Genomic DNA, 18,157 nt, shown 5'->3' with positions numbered 1-18,157 from the left:
GGCTTAGCGATGACCAGCCGCCGGTTTCGACCGGCGGCTTTTTCATGCGCCGACCAGGTCGAACCAGCCGGCTTCGTCGATCACCTCGACGCCATGCTTCTGCGCATCCTTCAGCTTCGAGCCCGCGCCCGGCCCCGCCACCAGCAGATCGGTCTTTGAGGAGACCGAGCCCGCGACCTTCGCGCCGAGACGTTCCGCCATCGCCTTGGCCTCGTCGCGGGTCATGCGCTCGAGCGCGCCGGTGAAGACCACAATCTTGCCGGCGACCGGACTGGCGGACGCCACCGCCTCCAGCGGCTGCGGCGTCACCTGTTCCAGCAGGCGGTCGAGCAGTTGCTCGTTATGCGGTTCGCCGAAGAAGTCCGTCAGCGCCTCGACCACGGTGGGCCCGACGCCATCGATCGCGTCGAGTTCCTGCCGCTCGGGCGAGGTCGGGTCGGCCGCCGCCAGCCCGGCCGCCCGCAGCGCCTCGAAGGAGCCGTAATGGCGCGCCAACAGGCGGGCATTGGTTTCGCCGATATGGCGGATGCCGAGCCCGAACATGAAACGATTGAGCGGGGGCGTCCGGCGCTCCTCGATCGCGGCGAAGAGCTTCGCCACGCTCTGCGCGCCGAAGCCTTCCTTGTCCTTCAGCTTCTTGAGATTGGCGGCGTCGCGCGCCGCGAGCGTGAAGATGTCGGCCGGCTCCTTCACCGGCAGGTCGGGATCGTCGTGGAAGAACTCGATCTGCTTGTCGCCGAGCCCGTCAATGTCGAGCGCGTCGCGCGCGACGAAATGCTTCAGCCGCTCGACCGCCTGGGCCGGGCAGATCAGCCCGCCGGTACAGCGGCGCACGGCGTCTTCCTTGCCGGAGCGTGGATTGATCTCCCGCGTCGCATGGCTGCCGCAGGCGGGGCACAGCGTCGGGAAGGCGTAAGGCTTCGCGTCCGCCGGCCGCTTCGACAGATCGACCGCCGCCACCCGCGGGATCACGTCGCCGGCGCGCTTCACCGTCACCGTGTCGCCGACGCGGATGTCCGGCGGCTCGCCGTCGCGGATGCGGTCGCCCTTCGAGTCGTAGCCGCGGATGTAATCCTCATTGTGCAGCGTCGCATTGGTGACGACGACGCCGCCGACCGTCACCGGGCGCAGACGCGCCACCGGCGAGAGCGCACCAGTGCGCCCGACCTGGATCTCGATCGCCTCCAGCACCGTCGTCGCGAGTTCCGCCGGGAATTTATGCGCGATCGCCCAGCGCGGCGCCCGCGAGACGAAGCCGAGTCGCGCCTGAAGCGCGAGATCGTCGACCTTGTAGACGACGCCGTCGATGTCGTAGCCGAGCGTCGCGCGCTGGCTCTCGATCAGTCGGTAATGCGCAATCAGCGCCTCGACGCTCTCGCAGCGCTTCATCAGCGGATTGGTGCGGAAGCCCCAGCGTCCGAACGCCTCCACCACGCCCGACTGTGTCGGCGCAGGCAGCTCCGGCATCTCGCCCCAGGCGTATGCGAAGAAGCGCAGCGGCCGCGAGGCAGTGATCGTCGCGTCGAGCTGGCGCAGCGAGCCCGCCGCGGCGTTGCGCGGATTGGCGAATTCGGGAAGCCCCTTCTCGCGCTGGCGCTCGTTGATCCCCGCGAAATCGGCATGGCCCAGATAAACCTCGCCGCGCACTTCGGCGACGGCGGGCACATCAGTTCCCGCCAATGTCTGCGGGATCTCGGCGATGGTGCGGGCGTTGACCGTGACGTCTTCGCCCTCCTCGCCGTCGCCGCGCGTCGCGGCATGGACGAGCGCGCCCTTCTCATAGCGCAGCGAGAGCGACAGCCCGTCGATCTTGGGCTCGGCGGTGAAGGCGATCGGCTCCTCGTCCTTGCGCCCGAGGAAGCGGTGCACGCGCTGGACGAATTCCGCCACCGCCTCGTCGGTGAAGGCGTTGTCAAGCGAGAGCATCGGCACGCGGTGGCGGATCTTGGCGAATTTGCCCGACGCCTTGGCGCCGACCTTGGCGCTGACGGAGGCCGCCTTCAACGCCGGAAATGCCTCCTCGATCGCCACCAGCCGGCGCCGCAGCGCGTCATAGGCCGCGTCGTCCATCTCCGGCGCGTCGTTCTGGTGATAGGCGATGTCGGCCGCCTCGACCGCCTCGGCCAGCCGCTTGTGCTCGGCCCGGGCCTGGCGGGAGGTGAGTTCGGTGACGGGGATGGGTTCAGGCTCGCTCATGGCCCCTCATTAGGCGAGAATCCCGCGTCGTGGGAAGTCAGCAGCGCCGGCTCTCACCTCATCCCGCATTCGTGTTCCCGCCCCCTGCGACAGCACGTCAGTTTTGGGCTATCCTGCCTCAGCTGGGAATTGGAAGCTCGACGCCTATCGGCCGTTGACCCAAGGATCGCGTCAAGGGCTGCAAGGCGAACCGGGCCGCAACCGGGAGACACGCCATGGCCAATCTCGACGTCCATCTGCACAGCGTTCCACGCGGGGAAACGCCTGCCCTGCCGCGCGTCAACACCATCACCACCCGAGATCTGCGCGAGGCGCTGAGGCTGGGCTGGGAGGATTTCAAGGCACAGCCGAGCCATCTCGCTTTCGTCGCGCTGATGTACCCCGTCATCGGCGTGCTGCTGGCGCAGGCGACGGTGAGCTTCAACATCTTCCCGCTGCTCTTCCCGCTGCTCGGCGGCTTTGCGCTGCTCGGGCCCTTCGCGGCGATCGCGCTGTACGAGATCAGCCGGCGGCGCGAGCGCCATCTCGATTCGAGCTGGGAGCACGCCTTTGCCCTGCTGCGCTCGCCAGCGATCGGCCAGATCCTGCTGTTGGGCGCGATGCTGACCGGGCTCTTCCTCGCCTGGCTGGCCTGTGCCTGGTTCATCTACCAGGGTCTGCTCGGCCTGCCGGCGGACGTCTCGACGCTGGACTTCCTGCGCGCCGTCTTCACCACCTTCGACGGCTGGACGATGATCGTGGTGGGCAACGCCGTCGGGCTGCTCTTCGCGATCGTCGCCTTCTCGATCTCGGTGGTGTCCTTCCCGCACCTCATCGACCGGCGGGTGGACGTCGCCACGGCGGTGCGAACCTCGATCGCCGCCGTCGAGCGCAATCCGCGCGTCATGATGATCTGGGGGCTGATGGTGACCGGCCTGCTCGTGCTCGCCTGCCTGCCATTGCTCGTCGGCCTGATCGTGGCCATGCCCGTGCTCGGCCATGCGAGCTGGCATCTCTACCGCAAGGTCGTCGACGGCTGAGCCCGGAGGGCCACCGCTGTCGGGCGGGAACTTTCGCGCAAAAGCGCGGTTTCCTGCCCATCATCGACAGAGCGGCGGGACGAGCCTCCCGCTGCGACAACGGGGGCTTCTGCCATGCACAGCATCGTCTACATCATCGGCCTGATCGTCGTGGTTCTGGCCATCCTGTCCTTCCTCGGCCTGCGCTGAGGAAGGCGGACAGCGCCCGACAATCGGGCTTGCCGTGCCTCAGCGCGGCTTCTTGCCCTTGAAGGGCGCCTTGCCGGCGAAAGACTTGCCGGCACCCGACTTGCCGGCGCCGAAAGGCTTCGGCGCATAGGGCTTCTTCTCGCCATAGGGCTTGTCGCCGGCCGGCTTGTCGAAGCCAGGCTTGTCGAAGCGCGGCTTCGGGCCTGAGCGGAACGACACATTGGGGTCCGACAGCGCCTCGCGGTCGCTGCGCACGGGGTCATAGGCCTTGGCGGCGCCGAAGGGCTTCGACTTGCCCTCATAGGCCTTCTTCTTGCCCTCATAGGGCTTCTTCTCGCCGCCCTCATAAGGCTTGGCGTCGGCCCTGGCCTCGTAGGGCTTGGGCTCATACGCCTTCTTGGCGTAGGGCTTCTTGTCCCCGCCCTCATAGGGCTTCTTCTCGTACGGCTTCTTTTCGTAGGGCTTCTTTTCGTAAGCCCGGGCCGGACGCGCATCGCCTTCGGGCTTGGCGTAGGGCGCGGGCGCATGGCTCCCCTTCTCGGCGAACGGCTTGGCCGGGCGCCGCTCCTCCTCGCCGGTCACCGGCTCGATCGCGATCTTGTCGCGGTCGACGGCCTTGGCCAGTTCGTAGAAGCGCTCGGCGACATCGGCATCGATCTCGACCTTGGTCTCCTTGTCGAAGATACGGATCGCGCCGACCTCGTCGCGGGTGATCTTGCCGCGGCGGCACAGCATCGGCAGCAGCTGGCGCGGATCGGCGCCGTCCTTGCGGCCGACGCTGAGGCGGAACCAGACGGTGTCGCCACGCGGACCGGCCTTGCGCGGACCATCCGCGCGCGGGCTGCCCTCGCGGTGCTCGCCGAAGCGCGCGCCTTCGCGGGGCGCGTAATCCTCACGCGCCCGGGCAGGGCGACGCTCGTCACGCGCATAGTTCGGGTCGCCGACCTCCTCGGAGGCCGGCAGGCGCGCACGGTAGATCCGCACCAGCGCGGCCGCGATCTCGTTGGCCGTGCGGCCGGCCAGCAGCGCCTCGACCATCGCGGCATCGACCTCGCCCGGCTCGCCGGTCAGGATCAGGTCGCTCAGAAGCCGCTCCTGGTCGAGCGCGCGGATCTCGTCCTGCGTTGGCGGGCCGGCCCAGACGGCCTCGACCTTGGCCTCGGCCAGCAGCATCTCGGCCTTGCGGCGGCGTGACGGCGGCACCAGCAGCACGCTGGTGCCCTTCTTGCCGGCGCGGCCGGTGCGGCCGGAGCGATGCTGCATCACCTCCGGGTCGTTGGGCAGCTCGGCATGGATCACCAGCGTCAGGCCCGGCAGGTCGATGCCGCGGGCGGCGACGTCGGTCGCGACGCAGACGCGCGCGCGGCCGTCTCGCAGCGCCTGCAGCGCCGAATTGCGCTCGCTCTGCGAGAGCTCGCCCGAAAGCGCCACGGCCGAGAAGCCGCGTTCCAGCAGGATCGCCTCGAGATGGCGCACCGCGTTGCGGGTGTTGCAGAACACCAGCGAGCAGGGCGAATCGTGGAAGCGCAGAAGGTTGACCACCGCGAGCTCGGCTTCCTTCGGGTAGCAGCGGATCGCGCGATAATCGATGTCGGCATGGCCGCCGGGCGTGCCCGCGACCTCGATGCGCAGCGCATCGTTCTGGTAGCTCTTGGCGAGCTGGATGATCGCCTTGGGCAGCGTCGCCGAGAACAGCAGGCTCTGGCGCTCGGCCGGCGTGGTCTTGAGGATAAATTCGAGATCGTCGCGGAAGCCGAGATCGAGCATCTCGTCGGCCTCGTCGAGAACGACGGCCTTGAGCGCCGAGACGTCGAGACGGTGGCGCTCGATATGGTCGCGCAGGCGGCCCGGCGTGCCGACGACGACATGGGCGCCCTCGTCGAGCAGGGCGGCCTCGCGGCGCGGGTCCATGCCGCCGACGCAGGCGATGATGCGGGCATTGGCGTGCTTGTAGAGCCAGGCGAGCTCACGCTGGACCTGCAGCGCCAGTTCGCGCGTCGGCGCGATGATCAGCGCGAGCGGCTGGCCGGCGCGGCCGAAGGCCTCCGCCTCGCCGAGCAGGGTCGCGCCGATGGCGAGGCCATAGGCGACGGTCTTGCCGGAGCCGGTCTGCGACGAGACGAGCAGGTCGCGGCCAGCGGCGGCCTCCTCCAGCACGGCGCTCTGCACCGGCGTGGGTTCGGAATAGTTGCGTTCGGCGAGCGCGCGCGCGAGCGGCGCACTCGAGGTCAGGAAGGACATGGGACAGAGGGCCTAGGGTTACGGCGCGGAATCGGAATGACGGCGCAGGATGTCGGCGACGGGCGCAAGGCGCAGCCATCGATTGCGGGGCTCATAGCGCAAAAGCCGACGAAAAGAAACCGGGGCGGCAATCGCAGCGTGAAAGGGGTACACCCTGCGATCTGATCGGGCCGTCATTCCGGACGAGCCGCGCCCGCGCCGCCGCACCGGAATCCATCCCCGAGCGCAGCATCCCAGGATGGATTTCGCTTCTTAGCTTCGCTCGCCCGGAATGACGGAGCGGGAGTGGTGGGCCCTTGTGCCCTTGACGACTCAGGCCCGCCGCGCGATTCCGCCGCCCCTTGCGAGGAGAGCGATGCGGATGCGGTGGATAATCGTGGCGGGGATGCTGGCGGCGAGCGCACAGGCCCATGCCCAGGACGGCGCGCAGATGATGACGCTGGCCGCGGTCAAGCAGCGCCGCGCCGAGCTCGCAGGCCTGTTCGTCCGCATCGAGAACGTCACCGTCTCCGGCTTCACCATGGCCCGCGGCGGCCTCGCCAGCGACGCCAGCGGCAGCGTGCGCCTCGACGATGCCGGCATGCCACAGGACACGATCACCTATCTCGAACGCCATTGTGCAAAGCCCGGAGCTGCCGCCGCGGCCGGCTGCCGCGGCGCACTCGAATTTACAGTGCAGCCGGCGCATGGCGCCTTCACCATCAGCGACGCGCAGTTCATCCCGCAGAACTGAGGCACATGGCGACCGCCCGGCCTCCCGCCTTGCCAAGGCGCGACGCCCTGCGCTGTGATCGGCATCCCGCGGAACAGGGACGGCTTTCATGGATCGGCAGACACGGCGCTTTGGTCTCTACGATGTCTCGATCCTGCATGACGGCTTCTACGAGGCCCCCATCGACGTGCTGACGCATGCCACCGGCCCGGCCGCGCGCGACGGCGCCATCGCGGCATGGGGCCGGCCGACACTGCGCATCGTCGTCAACTGCTTCCTCCTGCGCGGGCCGGGCGGCATCACCCTCGTCGATGCGGGGACAGGCACGTCCTGGGGCGAGGCCTATGGCCATGCCCGCACCGCCCTAGAGGCGCTCGGTATCACGCGTGACAGCGTCGACCGCGTTCTGATCACCCATCTCCATGGCGACCACGCGCTCGGCCTGTTCGATGGCGAGGCGCCCTACTTCCCCAATGCGCGCATCCTCGTGCCGGCCACGGAGCTCAGCTTCTTCACCGACGCGGACAAGCGCCTGAGCACACCGGAAAACCGTCGCGGCGGCTTCGCCATCGCCGAGACGCTCCTGCGCCTCTACCCCGAGCGCGTCGACGCCGTCACCGGCTCCGGTGACATCCTCAAGGGCGTGACCCTGATCCCGCTGCCGGGCCATACCCACGGCCAGAGCGGCTATCTGATCGAGAATAGCGGGCGCGAATTGCTGCTCTGGGGCGATGCGGTCCATCTGGAGACGCTGCAGGCGGCCGATCCCGATGTCGGGCTCGTGTTCGATTTCGATGGCGCGGTCGCGGTCGCGACACGTCGCGAAATCCTCGGGCGCGCGAGCGACCATGGCTGGATCGTCTCCGGCGGTCACGTCGATGGATTCAAGACCGTGAGGCGTGTCGGCGACGTCTTCGAACTGGTGCCGGCGGCCTGAACGGCGGACTTATCCCCGCACGCCCGCCGCCTCCAGCAGCCGCCCGGCGGCTGCCCTCGCCTCTTCGGTGATGCTGGCGCCTGCCAGCATGCGGGCGATCTCCTCGCGCCGTGCCTCGTCTTCCAGCCCCGTCACGCGCGTCACCGTGCGTGAGGCGGCGTCGCCGGCCAGCGCCGATTTGGCGATCAGGAAATGCTGGGCCGCCTTGGCGGCGACCTGCGGGGCATGGGTCACCGAGATCACCTGGACCTTGCCGGCGAGCCGCGCCAGCCGCTCGCCGATGGCGTCCGCGACCGCGCCGCCGACCCCGGTGTCGATCTCATCGAAGACCAGCGTCGGCGCCGAGCCGCGCTCGGCCAGCACGACCTTCAGCGCCAGCATGAAGCGCGAGAGCTCGCCGCCGGACGCCACCTTCATCATCGGGCCGGGCCGTGTGCCCGGATTGGTCTCGACCCAGAACTCGACACGGTCGAAGCCCTCGGGACCGCGCGCCGTCTCGTCGCTGTCGATCCGGGTGATGAAGCGGGCGCGCTCCAGCTTGAGCGGCGGCAGTTCGGCCTTGACCGCGGCGTCGAGCTTCGCCGCCGCCTTCTGGCGGGCGGCGGAGAGCTTGCCCGCAAGCCCGACATAGGCCGCCTCGGCGCGGACGAGGTCCTCTTCCAATCGGCCGAGCGAGATTTCGCTGTCGTCGAGAGCGGCCAGATCGGCCGTCATGCTCTGCGCCAGCGGCACCAGCCCCTCGACCGGCACATCGTATTTGCGCGCGGCGCCACGCAGAGCGAAGAGCCGCTCCTCGACACGCTCCTGCTCGCGCGGATCATATTCGGCCGCACGCATTCCCGCGGCGAGCGTCTCGCCCGCCTCCTCGAGCGCGACGAGCGCGGTGTTGAGCGCAGCAAGCGAGGGGTCAATCAGCGCCGGCGCCTGGCCGGCCCGGCGTTCCAGCCGGCGCAGGACGGCCGAGAGCGCGGCGATCGGCGAGCCCTGCCCGGCCACCGCCTCATGGGCATCGATCAGGTCGCGGGCGACCTTCTCGGCCTGCATCATACCCTGGCGCTGGGCGGCGAGAGCCTCCTCCTCGCCGGGCTGCGGCGCGAGCTTGCCGAGTTCGGCGACCGCATGGCGCAGGAAATCCGCCTCCTTGCGCGCCGCCTCGACCCGCATGCGCTGCGCCTGCAGGGCCTGGCGCGCGCGCTTGAGCGTGTCGCTGGCGGCAATGACCGAATCGGACTGCGCTTCCAGCCCGGCGAAGCCATCCAGGATGACGCGATGCTGCGCCGGGTCGGTCAGCGCCCGGTCGTCATGCTGGCCGTGGATCTCGACGATGGCCGCGCCGATCATCCTGAGAATCTGGACGCTGACGGGCTGGTCGTTGACGAAGGCGCGCGTGCGCCCGTCCGCATACTGCACGCGGCGCAGGATCAGGTCGCCGTCGGTGTCGATCTCCTGGGCCTGGGCCAGCCGGCGCGCCGCATGGTCGCCCGGCAGGTCGAAGACGGCGCTGACCTGGCCCTGCGTCTCGCCATGGCGCACGAGCCCGCCATCGCCGCGGCCGCCGAGCGCCAGCGCGAACCCGTCGAGGAGGATGGATTTGCCGGCGCCGGTCTCGCCGGTCAGCACGCTGAGCCCGTCCCGAAACGTGAGGTCGAGACGGTCGATCAGGACGATGTCGCGAATCGACAGTTGGACCAGCATGGCGGTCAGCGCAGGCTCAGGAGGCGGGGCATGCGCGGGCGACCCTCATGCGGGGCGGTCAGAGGCGGCCGCCGAACCCGACGACACCCACCACCGCACGCTGGAAGCCCTGGAAGGCACGGCTGATATAGGAGCCGCGATCCTCGCGCGGCTGAAGGCCGCCGCTTTCCAGCAGGACATAGGCATCCTTGTACCAGGGGCTGTCCGGGAAGTTGTGGCCCAGCACCGCGGCGGCCGTCTGCGCCTCGTTGGTGATGCCCAGCGCCATATAGGCTTCCGTGAGACGCATCAGCGCCTCCTCGACATGCCGGGTGGTCTGGTACTTGATGATGACCTCGCGGAAGCGGTTCACCGCGCCGGTGTAGTTGCGCTGCTCGAGATAGAAGCGCCCGACATTCATCTCCTTGCCGGCGAGCTGGTCGCGCGCCACCAGGAGCTTCTCCTTGGCGTCGAGCACATATTCCGACTTCGGATATTTCTGGATCAGCTGCTCGAAGGCGGCGATGGCCAGCTGGGTCCGCTCCTGGTCGCGCGTCGCGTCCGGGATCTGGTTGTAATAGGACATCGCCATCAGATACTGCGCATAGGCTGCATCCGGGCTCGCCGGGTTCTGCGCGATGAAGCGCTTGGAGGCGGTGATCGTCTCCTCCCACTTCGACGCCTGGTAGTTCGTGTAGGCGGCGAGAATCAGCCCCTTGCGCGCATAGGGGGAGAACGGCGCCTCCTTGTCGATCTGGTCGAACTTCTTCGACGCGCCTTCGCTGTCGCCATTCTGCAGCCGCGCGAGGCCCTCATTGTAGAGCCTGTCGGCCGGGACGACCTCCTTGACCTCGGGCTTGTAAACCTCGGGCCGGTCGAAGGGATTGAGCGAGGAAACCGTGTCGCAGCCGCCCAGCAGCATGGCGGCGCCCAGCGCCAGGGCCGTGCCCCGCGCCATCGATCCGGTGCGCTTGGATGTCGGGTTGTTCAGCCGCATGACGCTCACGTCGTCCGTCCTCATGTCTTCGTCCCCGCTCGTTGGGGATGCATGCCTTACCTCAGACGCCGAAGACGCGCCACTGCCGAAAGCGAAGGCCCGCGGCAACGGCGACGTCTATTCGACAGAAAACCGGCGACAGGAAGGCGCGGTGGCGCGTGACGCTCAGTGCACGTCCGGCGCGAAGGCGGCGGGAGCAGCCGCGGCCATCTGGACCGCACGCGGAGCCGCATAGACCGGCTCGGCCTCGACGATCGCGTAATTGGCGCGGTCGGCGAACAGCGCCTCCAGGATGCGGACATTCATCCGGTGGCCGCCGCAATAGGAGCGGAACTCGCCGATGATCGGGTAGCCGGCGAGCGCGAGGTCGCCGATCGCGTCGAGAACCTTGTGGCGGACGAACTCGTCGCCATAGCGCAGGCCCTCGGGGTTGATCACCTTGTCGTCACCCACGGCGACGGTGTTGTCGAGCGAGGCGCCCAGCGCGAAGCCGGCCTTCCAGAGCTGCTCGACATCGCGCATGAACCCGAAGGTCCGGGCGCGGGAGATTTCCTCGGCATAGGCGGAGGCTTCGAGATCGAAGACCTTGCGCTGGCGGCCGATGACGCTGGTGTCGAAGTCGATCTCGACATCGAGGCGGAAGCCGGTCTTGGCCGGCAGCAGCTCGGCGAAGGCCCGGCCATGCTGGACGCGAACCGGCTGGAGGATGCGCAGATAGCGGCGCGCCGCGGAGAGGCCGACGAGGCCGGTGGCCTCGATGGCGGCGACGAACTCGGCGGCGCTGCCGTCCATGATCGGCATCTCGGGCCCGTCGATCTCGACCAGCACGTTGTCGAGGCCGAGACCGGCGCAGGCCGACATCAGATGCTCGATGGTCGCCACCGAAGCGGAGGCGCCGTCACCGATGACGGTGCACAGCTCGGTCGCGCTGACCTTGGTGTGCTTGGCGTGGATGAGCTGCGAGGGCGCGTCCTCGAGGCCCTGGCGCAGGAAGACGATTCCCGAGTTCGCGCTGGAGGGCTTGAGGCAGATCGTTGCGGGAGCTCCGGAATGGACGCCGATGCCGGTCAAGGTCACGGGGGCCCGCAGGGTCGTCTGCCGATCGAAGCTCATTCCGGTATCCAATCCTGATCGCGAACGACGCCGTCTCATCGGGTTTGCGTCCCGTGGGGGCAGTTCGTCAGCGATGCGTCCTGAGGCCGGGAAGGGGCAAAACCCGTCTCCCGTCTGTCGTGGTGCAGCCGCAACATAAGCTTTCGGAGCATGCTCACAAAATCACGCTTTCTTTCGCTCTGTTACAGGTTTCTGCGCCGCCCGGATGATCTCTATCGAACTGGAATGATTGAGGTTTTCGACAAGGCAAATCCCGGCGCGCCGATGGCGCGCCGGGACGATGTTACAGTGGCTCGGAAGCCCGCTACGCTCAGTTGGCCTGGCGGCGCAGGAAGGCCGGGATCTCGAGATGATCCTCCTCGCTGGTCCGATTCGGCGCAGCGCGGCCATGCGGATCGAGCTGGCCCTGAGCCGGGCGGGCGGCCGGGGCCGCCGGACGGCGCATGTATTCGGCATGCGCCGCGCTCGGCGCCTGCGGGATGGCAGGAGCCTGCGGAGCCTGGCGCACCGGCATCGGCGCCGGCTCGACCGCCTCCTCCTCCTTGCGGCCGAAGCCGACGGAGGCGAGGCGCTGCATCAGGGACATCCGCTTCTGGTCGGCGGCGCTGGGCGGCAGCGGGGCGGCCTGAGCGCCGCGCTGAGCGTTGATCTGGTTCTGCGCCGGAATCGGCAGGTCCTCGACGCGCGGCATGCGGGTCGGACGGACGACCGAACGCTCGGGCATCGGCGGGATGAAGCTCTCCTCCAGCATCGGAGCGGGCTCCGGCTGGCGCATCGGCTCGGGCGCAGCGGCGGCCATAACGGGGCGCGGCTGGATCGGGGCGATGCGGATGTCCTCGGGCAGACCGGCGCGCGGATCGGCCTCGATCGCATGCGTCATGCGCATCTCCATCGGGGGCTCGACCGGAGCCGGCGCGGGAGCCGGAGCCGCCTGGCGGGCCGGAGCGGCGGTGCGCAGGCGGGCCTCGGCCTTAAGGCGCTCGGCGACCTGGGCGATGCGGGCCTCGGTCTCGTCGATCTCGGCCTGCGAGGTCACGGGCTTGTCGATGCCCGTGGCGACGACCGACACGCGGACGATGCCTTCCAGCGCCTCGTCGAAGGTCGCGCCGACGATGATGTTGGCCTCGGAATCGACCTCCTCGCGGATGCGGGTTGCGGCTTCGTCGACCTCGTAGAGCTTCATGTCGCGCCCGCCGGTGATCGAGATCAGCAGGCCGCGCGCGCCCTTCATCGAGACGTCGTCGAGCAGCGGGTTGTTGATCGCGGCCTGGGCGGCGTTCAGCGCGCGCTTCTCGCCCTGCGCCTCGCCGGTGCCCATCATCGCCTTGCCCATGCCGCGCATCACGGCGCGCACGTCGGCGAAGTCGAGGTTGATGAGACCCGGACGGACCATCAGGTCGGTGATGCAGGCGACGCCGGAGTAGAGCACCTGGTCGGCCATGCCGAAGGCATCGGCGAAGCCGGTGGTCTCGTTGGCGACGCGGAACAGGTTCTGGTTCGGGATGACGATCAGCGTGTCGACCGCCTCGTTCAGCTCGCTGATGCCGGCCTCGGCCATGCGCATGCGGCGATGGCCCTCGAACTGGAACGGCTTGGTGACGACGCCGACGGTCAGGATGCCCATGTCGCGGGCGACGCGGGCAATCGCAGGAGCCGCACCCGTGCCGGTGCCGCCGCCCATGCCGGCGGTGATGAAGACCATATGGGCGCCGGCGAGATGATCGCGGATCTCGTCGATCACCTCCTCAGCGGCCGCGCGGCCGACCTCGGGCTGGGAGCCGGCGCCGAGACCCTCGGTCACCTGCAGGCCCATCTGGATGATGCGCGAGGCGCGCGACAGGGCCAGAGCCTGGGCATCCGTGTTGGCGACCACGAAGTCGACGCCGTCGAGACCGGCCTCGATCATGTTGTTGACCGCGTTGCCCCCGGCGCCACCGACGCCGAACACGGTGATCCGGGGCTTGAGTTCCCGGATGTCCGGGGCTTGCAGATTCATCGCCATGGTTGCCTCTTTTGATCCCTTGTCCGGCGCCTGGCGGGAGCCGTCCCGATTGCTACATTCGACGCCGTGGCTTCCCCGCAGGCGGGCTCGCCGGTACTCACACTGTGTTCGAACGGGTGGCCGCGTCGCGGCGCCCGATCAGAAACCTCTCCTTCAGCCACCGACCGACACGGGAGAAATACCCGTCCGTTCCGGTGGCGAAATACGCCTGCCCCGCGCGGGGCTCGAAATGCTCGACATGGGCCACCTGCGGATAGACCAGCAGGCCGACCGAGGCCGCGAAGGCCGGGCCCTTGCCGGCTTCGGGCAATCCCTTGATGCCGAGCGGGCGGCCGGTGCGGACCTGCCCGCCGAGAATGCGGCGCGCCACTTCGGGCAGGCCGGTCAGCTGGCAGGCGCCGCCCGTCAGCACGACGCGTCGCCCGGCCTGGGCCGAGAAGCCGGCCTGGGTCAGCCTGTCGCGCACCAGTTCGAGGATCTCCTCGACACGCGGCTTGATGATCCGCACCAGCTGCGATTTCGGCAGATGGTTGGGCGCGTCGCGCTCGTCGTCGTCGACCTGCGGCACGGAGATCATGTCGCGCTCGTCCGAGGCGCTGGAAATGCAGGAGCCGTGCAGCGTCTTGAGGCGCTCGGCGGCCGCGACGCGGGTCGAGAGACCGCGCGCCACGTCCATGGTGATGTGGTTGCCGCCGACCGCAATCGCGTCGGCATGCATCAGATGCCCGCCCGAGAACACGCCGAGGCTGGTGGTGCCGCCGCCCATGTCGACCACGACGACGCCCATCTCGGCCTCGTCGTCGACCAGGACCGAGAGGCCAGACGCATAGGGGGTCGCGACCACCGCCTCGACCTCGAGATGGCAGCGCTCGACGGCCAGCATGACGTTGCGCGCAGCCGAGGCCTCGCTGGCAACGACATGCATGTCGACCGAGAGCTTGCTGCCGATCAGCCCGCGGGGATCCAGCACGCCGGGCACGCCGTCCATCGCATAGCCGGTCGGCAGGGCGTGGAGCACAGCCTTGCCCGGCCGCAGCGCATGGGTGGCGGCATGGGCGAGCACGCGCTTGACGTCGGAGTCGCCGACCGAACCGGCGCGCAGATCGACGCTGGCCGCGTAATGCTGCGAGGCCAGGCGCCCGCCCGTCAGGTTGACGATGACCGACTGGACCTCGACCTTGGCCATGCGCTCGGCGGCGTCGACCGCGGCGCGGATGGCCTTCTCGGCGCTTTCGAGATCGATGATCGCGCCGCCCTTGAGGCCGAGCGAGCGCTGGTGGCCGATGCCGATGATGCGCGCGACATGGGTGCGACCGCGCAGCCGCTCATTGGCCTCGGCCGGGTTCAACTCGGCGATCAGGCAGACGACCTTGCTCGTGCCGATGTCGAGAATCGACAGCGTCGCGCTCTTGCGCGACGAGAGCGGACGCATCCGCGGCGTCAGGCCCTGGGAGGTGACGTGGTTCATGCCTCGCCTCCCTTCTTCTTGGTCTTGCTCTTGAGCTGCTCGGCGCGGGCGGCGGCGCCCTCTTCCGTCAGCCGCATCACGACGCGGTCGGGCTGGCGCAGATCGATCGCCAGCAGATCCTTGTCGAAGATCCGGTAATCGGCCTGCAGAGCGGCGAGCCGCTTCACCGCGGCCCCGGGATCGACCTCGGGCAAACGCACGTCCATGCCGTTCTCGAGCTTCAGGTTCCAGCGCCGGCCGGCGACCAGCGTCGCCGCCCTGATCTGCGGGGCGAGCGGCCCGGCCTGACCGCGCAGGGCGAGATATTCGCGCGCCCGGTTGTTGGCCTCTGGGCCGACGACCAGCGGCAGATGCGCGAAACGGCCGTCATCCATCTTGTCGATCACGGTCCCGTCGGCGGCGATGACGAAGAGCTCGCCCTTGACCTGCCAGAGCGCGAAGGGCTCGCGCTCCACCAGCGTGATCGCGACCTCGCCCGGATAGAGCTTGCGAATGGTCGCCTCGCGGATCAGCGGGGCGGCCTCCAGGCGGCGGCGCGCCTGGTCTGCGTCGAAGAAGGCGAGCGAGGTCTTGGAATCGATTCCCGCCGCGACCAGAACCTCGACCTCGGACAGCTCGGCGATGCCCGAGATCGTCACACGGTCGATGCCGAAGCCGACGAGGCGGGCCAGCATGTGATGCGGCTCACCGTAATTCGCACGCAGGGTCTCGACATGGCCGCCGAGCACGGTGCCGGCGCCGAGGCTGAGGCTTAGGAAGCTGAGGGCGAGCCACGTCCCCAGCCGACGCGGCAGGCGCTGCGCCAGCGGCACGGCGACCGCGCTGCGGCGCGAACGGCGCAGCCAGCGTCCGGTCCGCTCGCCGACGAGCAGCTGCGGCCCGGGGGCCGGCACCGGAAGGCGCCCAGCCGCGAGGGCGGCTGCCGACTTCACCGATCGAGGGAGGCGTCCTCCACCATCCATGTGACGCGTTCACCGAAGTTGAGCCCGCATGGGCAGCCAGGGCGGGCACTGAGCCGATTCGGTCTCGTCGGGCCGTCCTGAGCCTCTTCGCAGGGGTGAAACACGCTGTTTCGAGGCCCCGGCGGATAGCGGTTCTGCAGACGTCCCGGCACCCGATTGCTTGATGCGCCGTTAACGCTCACTCTTCGATCTGCTGGTAAATTTTTGGTAAAGTTCGTGCGCGGGAGATGGGGATCGCGTGCGGAATCTTCGCGGGGGCGGCGACCGGCGCGGTGACGCGCAGCGGCGGCCGGAGCGGCCCTCAGGCCACTCCGATCCGCTTGATCTCCCAGTGCAGCTCGTAGCCGGAATGCTCTTTCACCCGGCGCCGCACCTCTTCCCCCAGCCCCTCGACATCGGCGGCCGTCGCCCCGCCGGTGTTGATCAGGAAGTTGCAGTGCATCTCCGAAACCTGGGCTCCGCCGCGCCGCAGGCCCCGGCAGCCGGCCGCGTCGATCAGCTGCCAGGCCTTGCCACCGGGCGGATTCTTGAAGGTCGAGCCGCCGGTACGCTCCCGGATCGGCTGCGCGGCCTCGCGCGCGGCGGTGACGCGGTCCATCTCGGCCTGGATCTCGGCCTTGTCGCCCGGCCGCCCCTGGAAAAGCGCTGAGGTGAAGATGATGTCCTGGGTATCGGCACCGCTGCTGCGATAGGAAAAGCCCATCTCGGCATGGGAGAGCGTCACGATCGCGCCGGCGCGCGTCACGCCGCGGGCCTCGATCAGCACGTCGGTGGTTTCGCCGCCATGCGCGCCGGCATTCATCCGCAACGCGCCACCGATGCAGCCAGGGATGCCGCGGTAGAAGGCCAGCCCGTCGAGCGCCGCATCCGCCGCCGCCCGCGCGAGCTTGACGTCGGGCACGGCCGTGCCGGCCCGCAGCCGGTCGCCCGGTTCGATCGTGATCTCGCCGAAGGCCTTGCCGCCGAGCCGGATCACCAGCCCGGGAATGCCGCCGTCGCGGACGATCAGGTTCGAGCCGAGCCCGACCACCGTCAGCGGAATCTCCTGCGGCAGGCCCGCCAGGAGATGAGCGAGATCGGCCTCGTCGGCCGGCGTGAACAGCACCTGGGCCGGTCCGCCGACCCGGAACCAGGTCAGCGGCGCCATCTCGGCATTCGCGAGCAGGCGCCCGCGCAGATCGGGGGCCGCGGCGCGGATGGCCGGCGTGATGTCCGCGAAGCTCATGCGGCGGGCTTCGGCGGCGACAGCGCCGCCAGTTCGCCCGGCAGCGCATAGGCCCATTGGGTGATGTTGCCGGCGCCGAGCAGCACGACGTAATCGCCCGGGCCGGCCAGTTCGGCGACCATCCCCGCGAGCTTGTCGGAGCCGTCCAGCGGCAGCGCATGGCGATGTCCGCGCGCCTTGATGCCGGACACCAGCGAATCCCGGTCGGCGCCCGCGATCGGCGCTTCGCCCGCCGCATAGGTGTCGGCCACGATCACCGTGTCGGCGTCGTTGAAGCAGGCGGCGAAATCGTCGAACAGGCTGGCCAGGCGCGTGTAGCGATGCGGCTGCACGATGGCGATGACCTTGCCCTTGGTCGAGGCCCGCGCCGCCTTGAGCACGGCGGCGATCTCGACCGGATGATGGCCGTAATCGTCGAAGATCAGCGCGCCGTTCCACTCCCCCGTCTTGGTGAAGCGGCGCTTGACCCCGCCGAAGCCGGCGAGCGCGGCGCGGATGCGCTCGACGGGGATGCCGAGATCATAGGCCACCGCGATCGCCGCGGTCGCATTGAGCGCGTTGTGATGGCCCGGCATCGGCATGATCAGGTCGCGGACGACCTCGTCGCGGCCGCGCTTGCGGTCACGGATCAAGAGCGTGAACTTTGCCTGCCCGCCCGAGAGGTCGATGTCGATCAGCCGGAAATCGGCCTGCGGGTTCTCGCCATAGGTGACGACGCGGCGATCCTCGATCTGCCCGACGAGGCCCTGCACGGTGGGATGGTCGATGCACATCACCGCGAAGCCGTAGAAGGGCAGGTTCTCGACGAAGGAGCGGAAGGCGGCCTTGATCGCGTCGAAGGTGCCGAAATGGTCGAGATGCTCGGGATCGATATTGGTGACGATGGCAACGTCGGCGGGCAGCTTCAGGAAGGTGCCGTCCGATTCGTCGGCCTCGACCACCATCCAGTCGCTCTCGCCCATGCGGGCATTGGTGCCGTAGGCGTTGATGATGCCGCCATTGATGACGGTCGGGTCGAGCCCGCCCTTCTCGAGCAGCGTCGCCACCAGCGAGGTCGTCGTCGTCTTGCCATGCGTGCCGGCGATCGCGATGCAGCTCTTCAGCCGCATCAGCTCGGCCAGCATCTCGGCGCGGCGCACCACCGGAAGCCGCTTCTCGCGCGCTGCGACGAGCTCGGGATTGTCGCGCTTGATCGCGGTCGAGACCACGACGACCTCGGCCTCGCCGAGATTCTCCGCCTTGTGCCCGACGAAGGTGGTGATGCCCTTTTCGGCGAGGCGCTTGACGTTGGCGCCGTCCGAGGCGTCGGAGCCCTGAACCTTGTAGCCGAGATTGTGCAGCACCTCGGCGATGCCGGACATGCCGATGCCGCCGATCCCGACGAAATGAATGGGGCCGAGCTTCGGCGGCAGTTTCATGGCG

13 protein-coding genes are annotated in these 18,157 nt (G+C 69.0%); 3 read left to right on the top strand and 10 right to left on the bottom strand.

Annotation, left to right across the window (positions count from 1 at the left end):
• Positions 1–42 precede the first annotated feature (42 nt).
• A complete protein-coding gene (gene ligA, locus ABIE41_RS12670; RefSeq protein ID WP_192640770.1) occupies positions 43–2,196 on the bottom strand; it encodes an NAD-dependent DNA ligase LigA in 2,154 nt (717 codons plus the stop codon).
• A 215-nt stretch (positions 2,197–2,411) separates the two neighbouring features.
• On the opposite strand from ligA, the gene ABIE41_RS12665 reads away from it, so the two are divergent.
• Positions 2,412–3,215, top strand: coding sequence for a DUF2189 domain-containing protein (locus tag ABIE41_RS12665; protein ID WP_192640769.1), 804 nt, complete (start codon positions 2,412–2,414; stop codon positions 3,213–3,215).
• Positions 3,216–3,443: 228 nt separating this feature from the next.
• On the opposite strand, the gene ABIE41_RS12660 is transcribed toward ABIE41_RS12665, so the two are convergent.
• Complete coding sequence (locus ABIE41_RS12660) at positions 3,444–5,645, bottom strand: DEAD/DEAH box helicase (RefSeq protein WP_192640768.1); 2,202 nt, start codon at positions 5,643–5,645, stop codon at positions 3,444–3,446.
• Between the two features lie 361 nt (positions 5,646–6,006).
• Here ABIE41_RS12660 and ABIE41_RS12655 point away from each other — a divergent pair, with 361 nt between their 5' ends.
• Together ABIE41_RS12655 and aidB are read left to right on the top strand one after the other, a co-directional pair.
• On the top strand, positions 6,007–6,378 hold the full coding sequence (locus ABIE41_RS12655; RefSeq protein WP_192640767.1) for a hypothetical protein: 372 nt from the start codon (positions 6,007–6,009) through the stop codon (positions 6,376–6,378).
• A gap of 88 nt (positions 6,379–6,466) precedes the next feature.
• Positions 6,467–7,294, top strand: a complete 828-nt coding sequence (aidB, locus tag ABIE41_RS12650) for an AidB family quorum-quenching N-acyl homoserine lactonase (protein ID WP_192640766.1) — start codon at positions 6,467–6,469, stop codon at positions 7,292–7,294.
• A 9-nt stretch (positions 7,295–7,303) separates the two neighbouring features.
• Here the strand turns inward: aidB and recN are convergent, their stop codons facing one another.
• From recN to murC, 8 genes are all read right to left on the bottom strand, one after another.
• Positions 7,304–8,989, bottom strand: coding sequence for a DNA repair protein RecN (gene recN / locus ABIE41_RS12645; RefSeq protein WP_192640765.1), 1,686 nt, complete (start codon positions 8,987–8,989; stop codon positions 7,304–7,306).
• A gap of 58 nt (positions 8,990–9,047) precedes the next feature.
• Complete coding sequence (locus ABIE41_RS12640) at positions 9,048–9,965, bottom strand: outer membrane protein assembly factor BamD (RefSeq protein WP_192642749.1); 918 nt, start codon at positions 9,963–9,965, stop codon at positions 9,048–9,050.
• Positions 9,966–10,130: 165 nt separating this feature from the next.
• Positions 10,131–11,078 carry a UDP-3-O-acyl-N-acetylglucosamine deacetylase gene (lpxC, locus tag ABIE41_RS12635; RefSeq protein WP_192640764.1) on the bottom strand — a complete coding sequence of 316 codons (948 nt, stop codon included), beginning with the start codon at positions 11,076–11,078 and terminating at the stop codon, positions 10,131–10,133.
• Between the two features lie 310 nt (positions 11,079–11,388).
• On the bottom strand, positions 11,389–13,080 hold the full coding sequence (gene ftsZ, locus ABIE41_RS12630) for a cell division protein FtsZ (RefSeq protein ID WP_192640763.1): 1,692 nt from the start codon (positions 13,078–13,080) through the stop codon (positions 11,389–11,391).
• 97 nt (positions 13,081–13,177) lie between these two features.
• Complete coding sequence (gene ftsA, locus ABIE41_RS12625) at positions 13,178–14,548, bottom strand: cell division protein FtsA (protein WP_354192124.1); 1,371 nt, start codon at positions 14,546–14,548, stop codon at positions 13,178–13,180.
• On the bottom strand, positions 14,545–15,510 hold the full coding sequence (locus tag ABIE41_RS12620) for a cell division protein FtsQ/DivIB (protein ID WP_192640761.1): 966 nt from the start codon (positions 15,508–15,510) through the stop codon (positions 14,545–14,547). The genes ftsA and ABIE41_RS12620 overlap by 4 nt, the downstream gene beginning before the upstream one ends.
• 301 nt (positions 15,511–15,811) lie before the next feature.
• Entirely contained in the window at positions 15,812–16,735 is a 924-nt protein-coding gene (gene murB, locus ABIE41_RS12615) for a UDP-N-acetylmuramate dehydrogenase (protein WP_192640760.1), read from the bottom strand.
• Positions 16,732–18,153 (bottom strand): UDP-N-acetylmuramate--L-alanine ligase, encoded by a 1,422-nt coding sequence (gene murC / locus ABIE41_RS12610; protein ID WP_192640759.1) that lies wholly within the window; start codon positions 18,151–18,153, stop codon positions 16,732–16,734. The genes murB and murC overlap by 4 nt, the downstream gene beginning before the upstream one ends.
• Positions 18,154–18,157 lie beyond the last annotated feature (4 nt).

The organism is Bosea sp. OAE506 (assembly GCF_040546595.1).
GTDB lineage: Bacteria > Pseudomonadota > Alphaproteobacteria > Rhizobiales > Beijerinckiaceae > Allobosea.
Note: the sequence above shows the minus strand (reverse complement) of the source record. Positions and strands in the feature narration are given on the sequence as shown.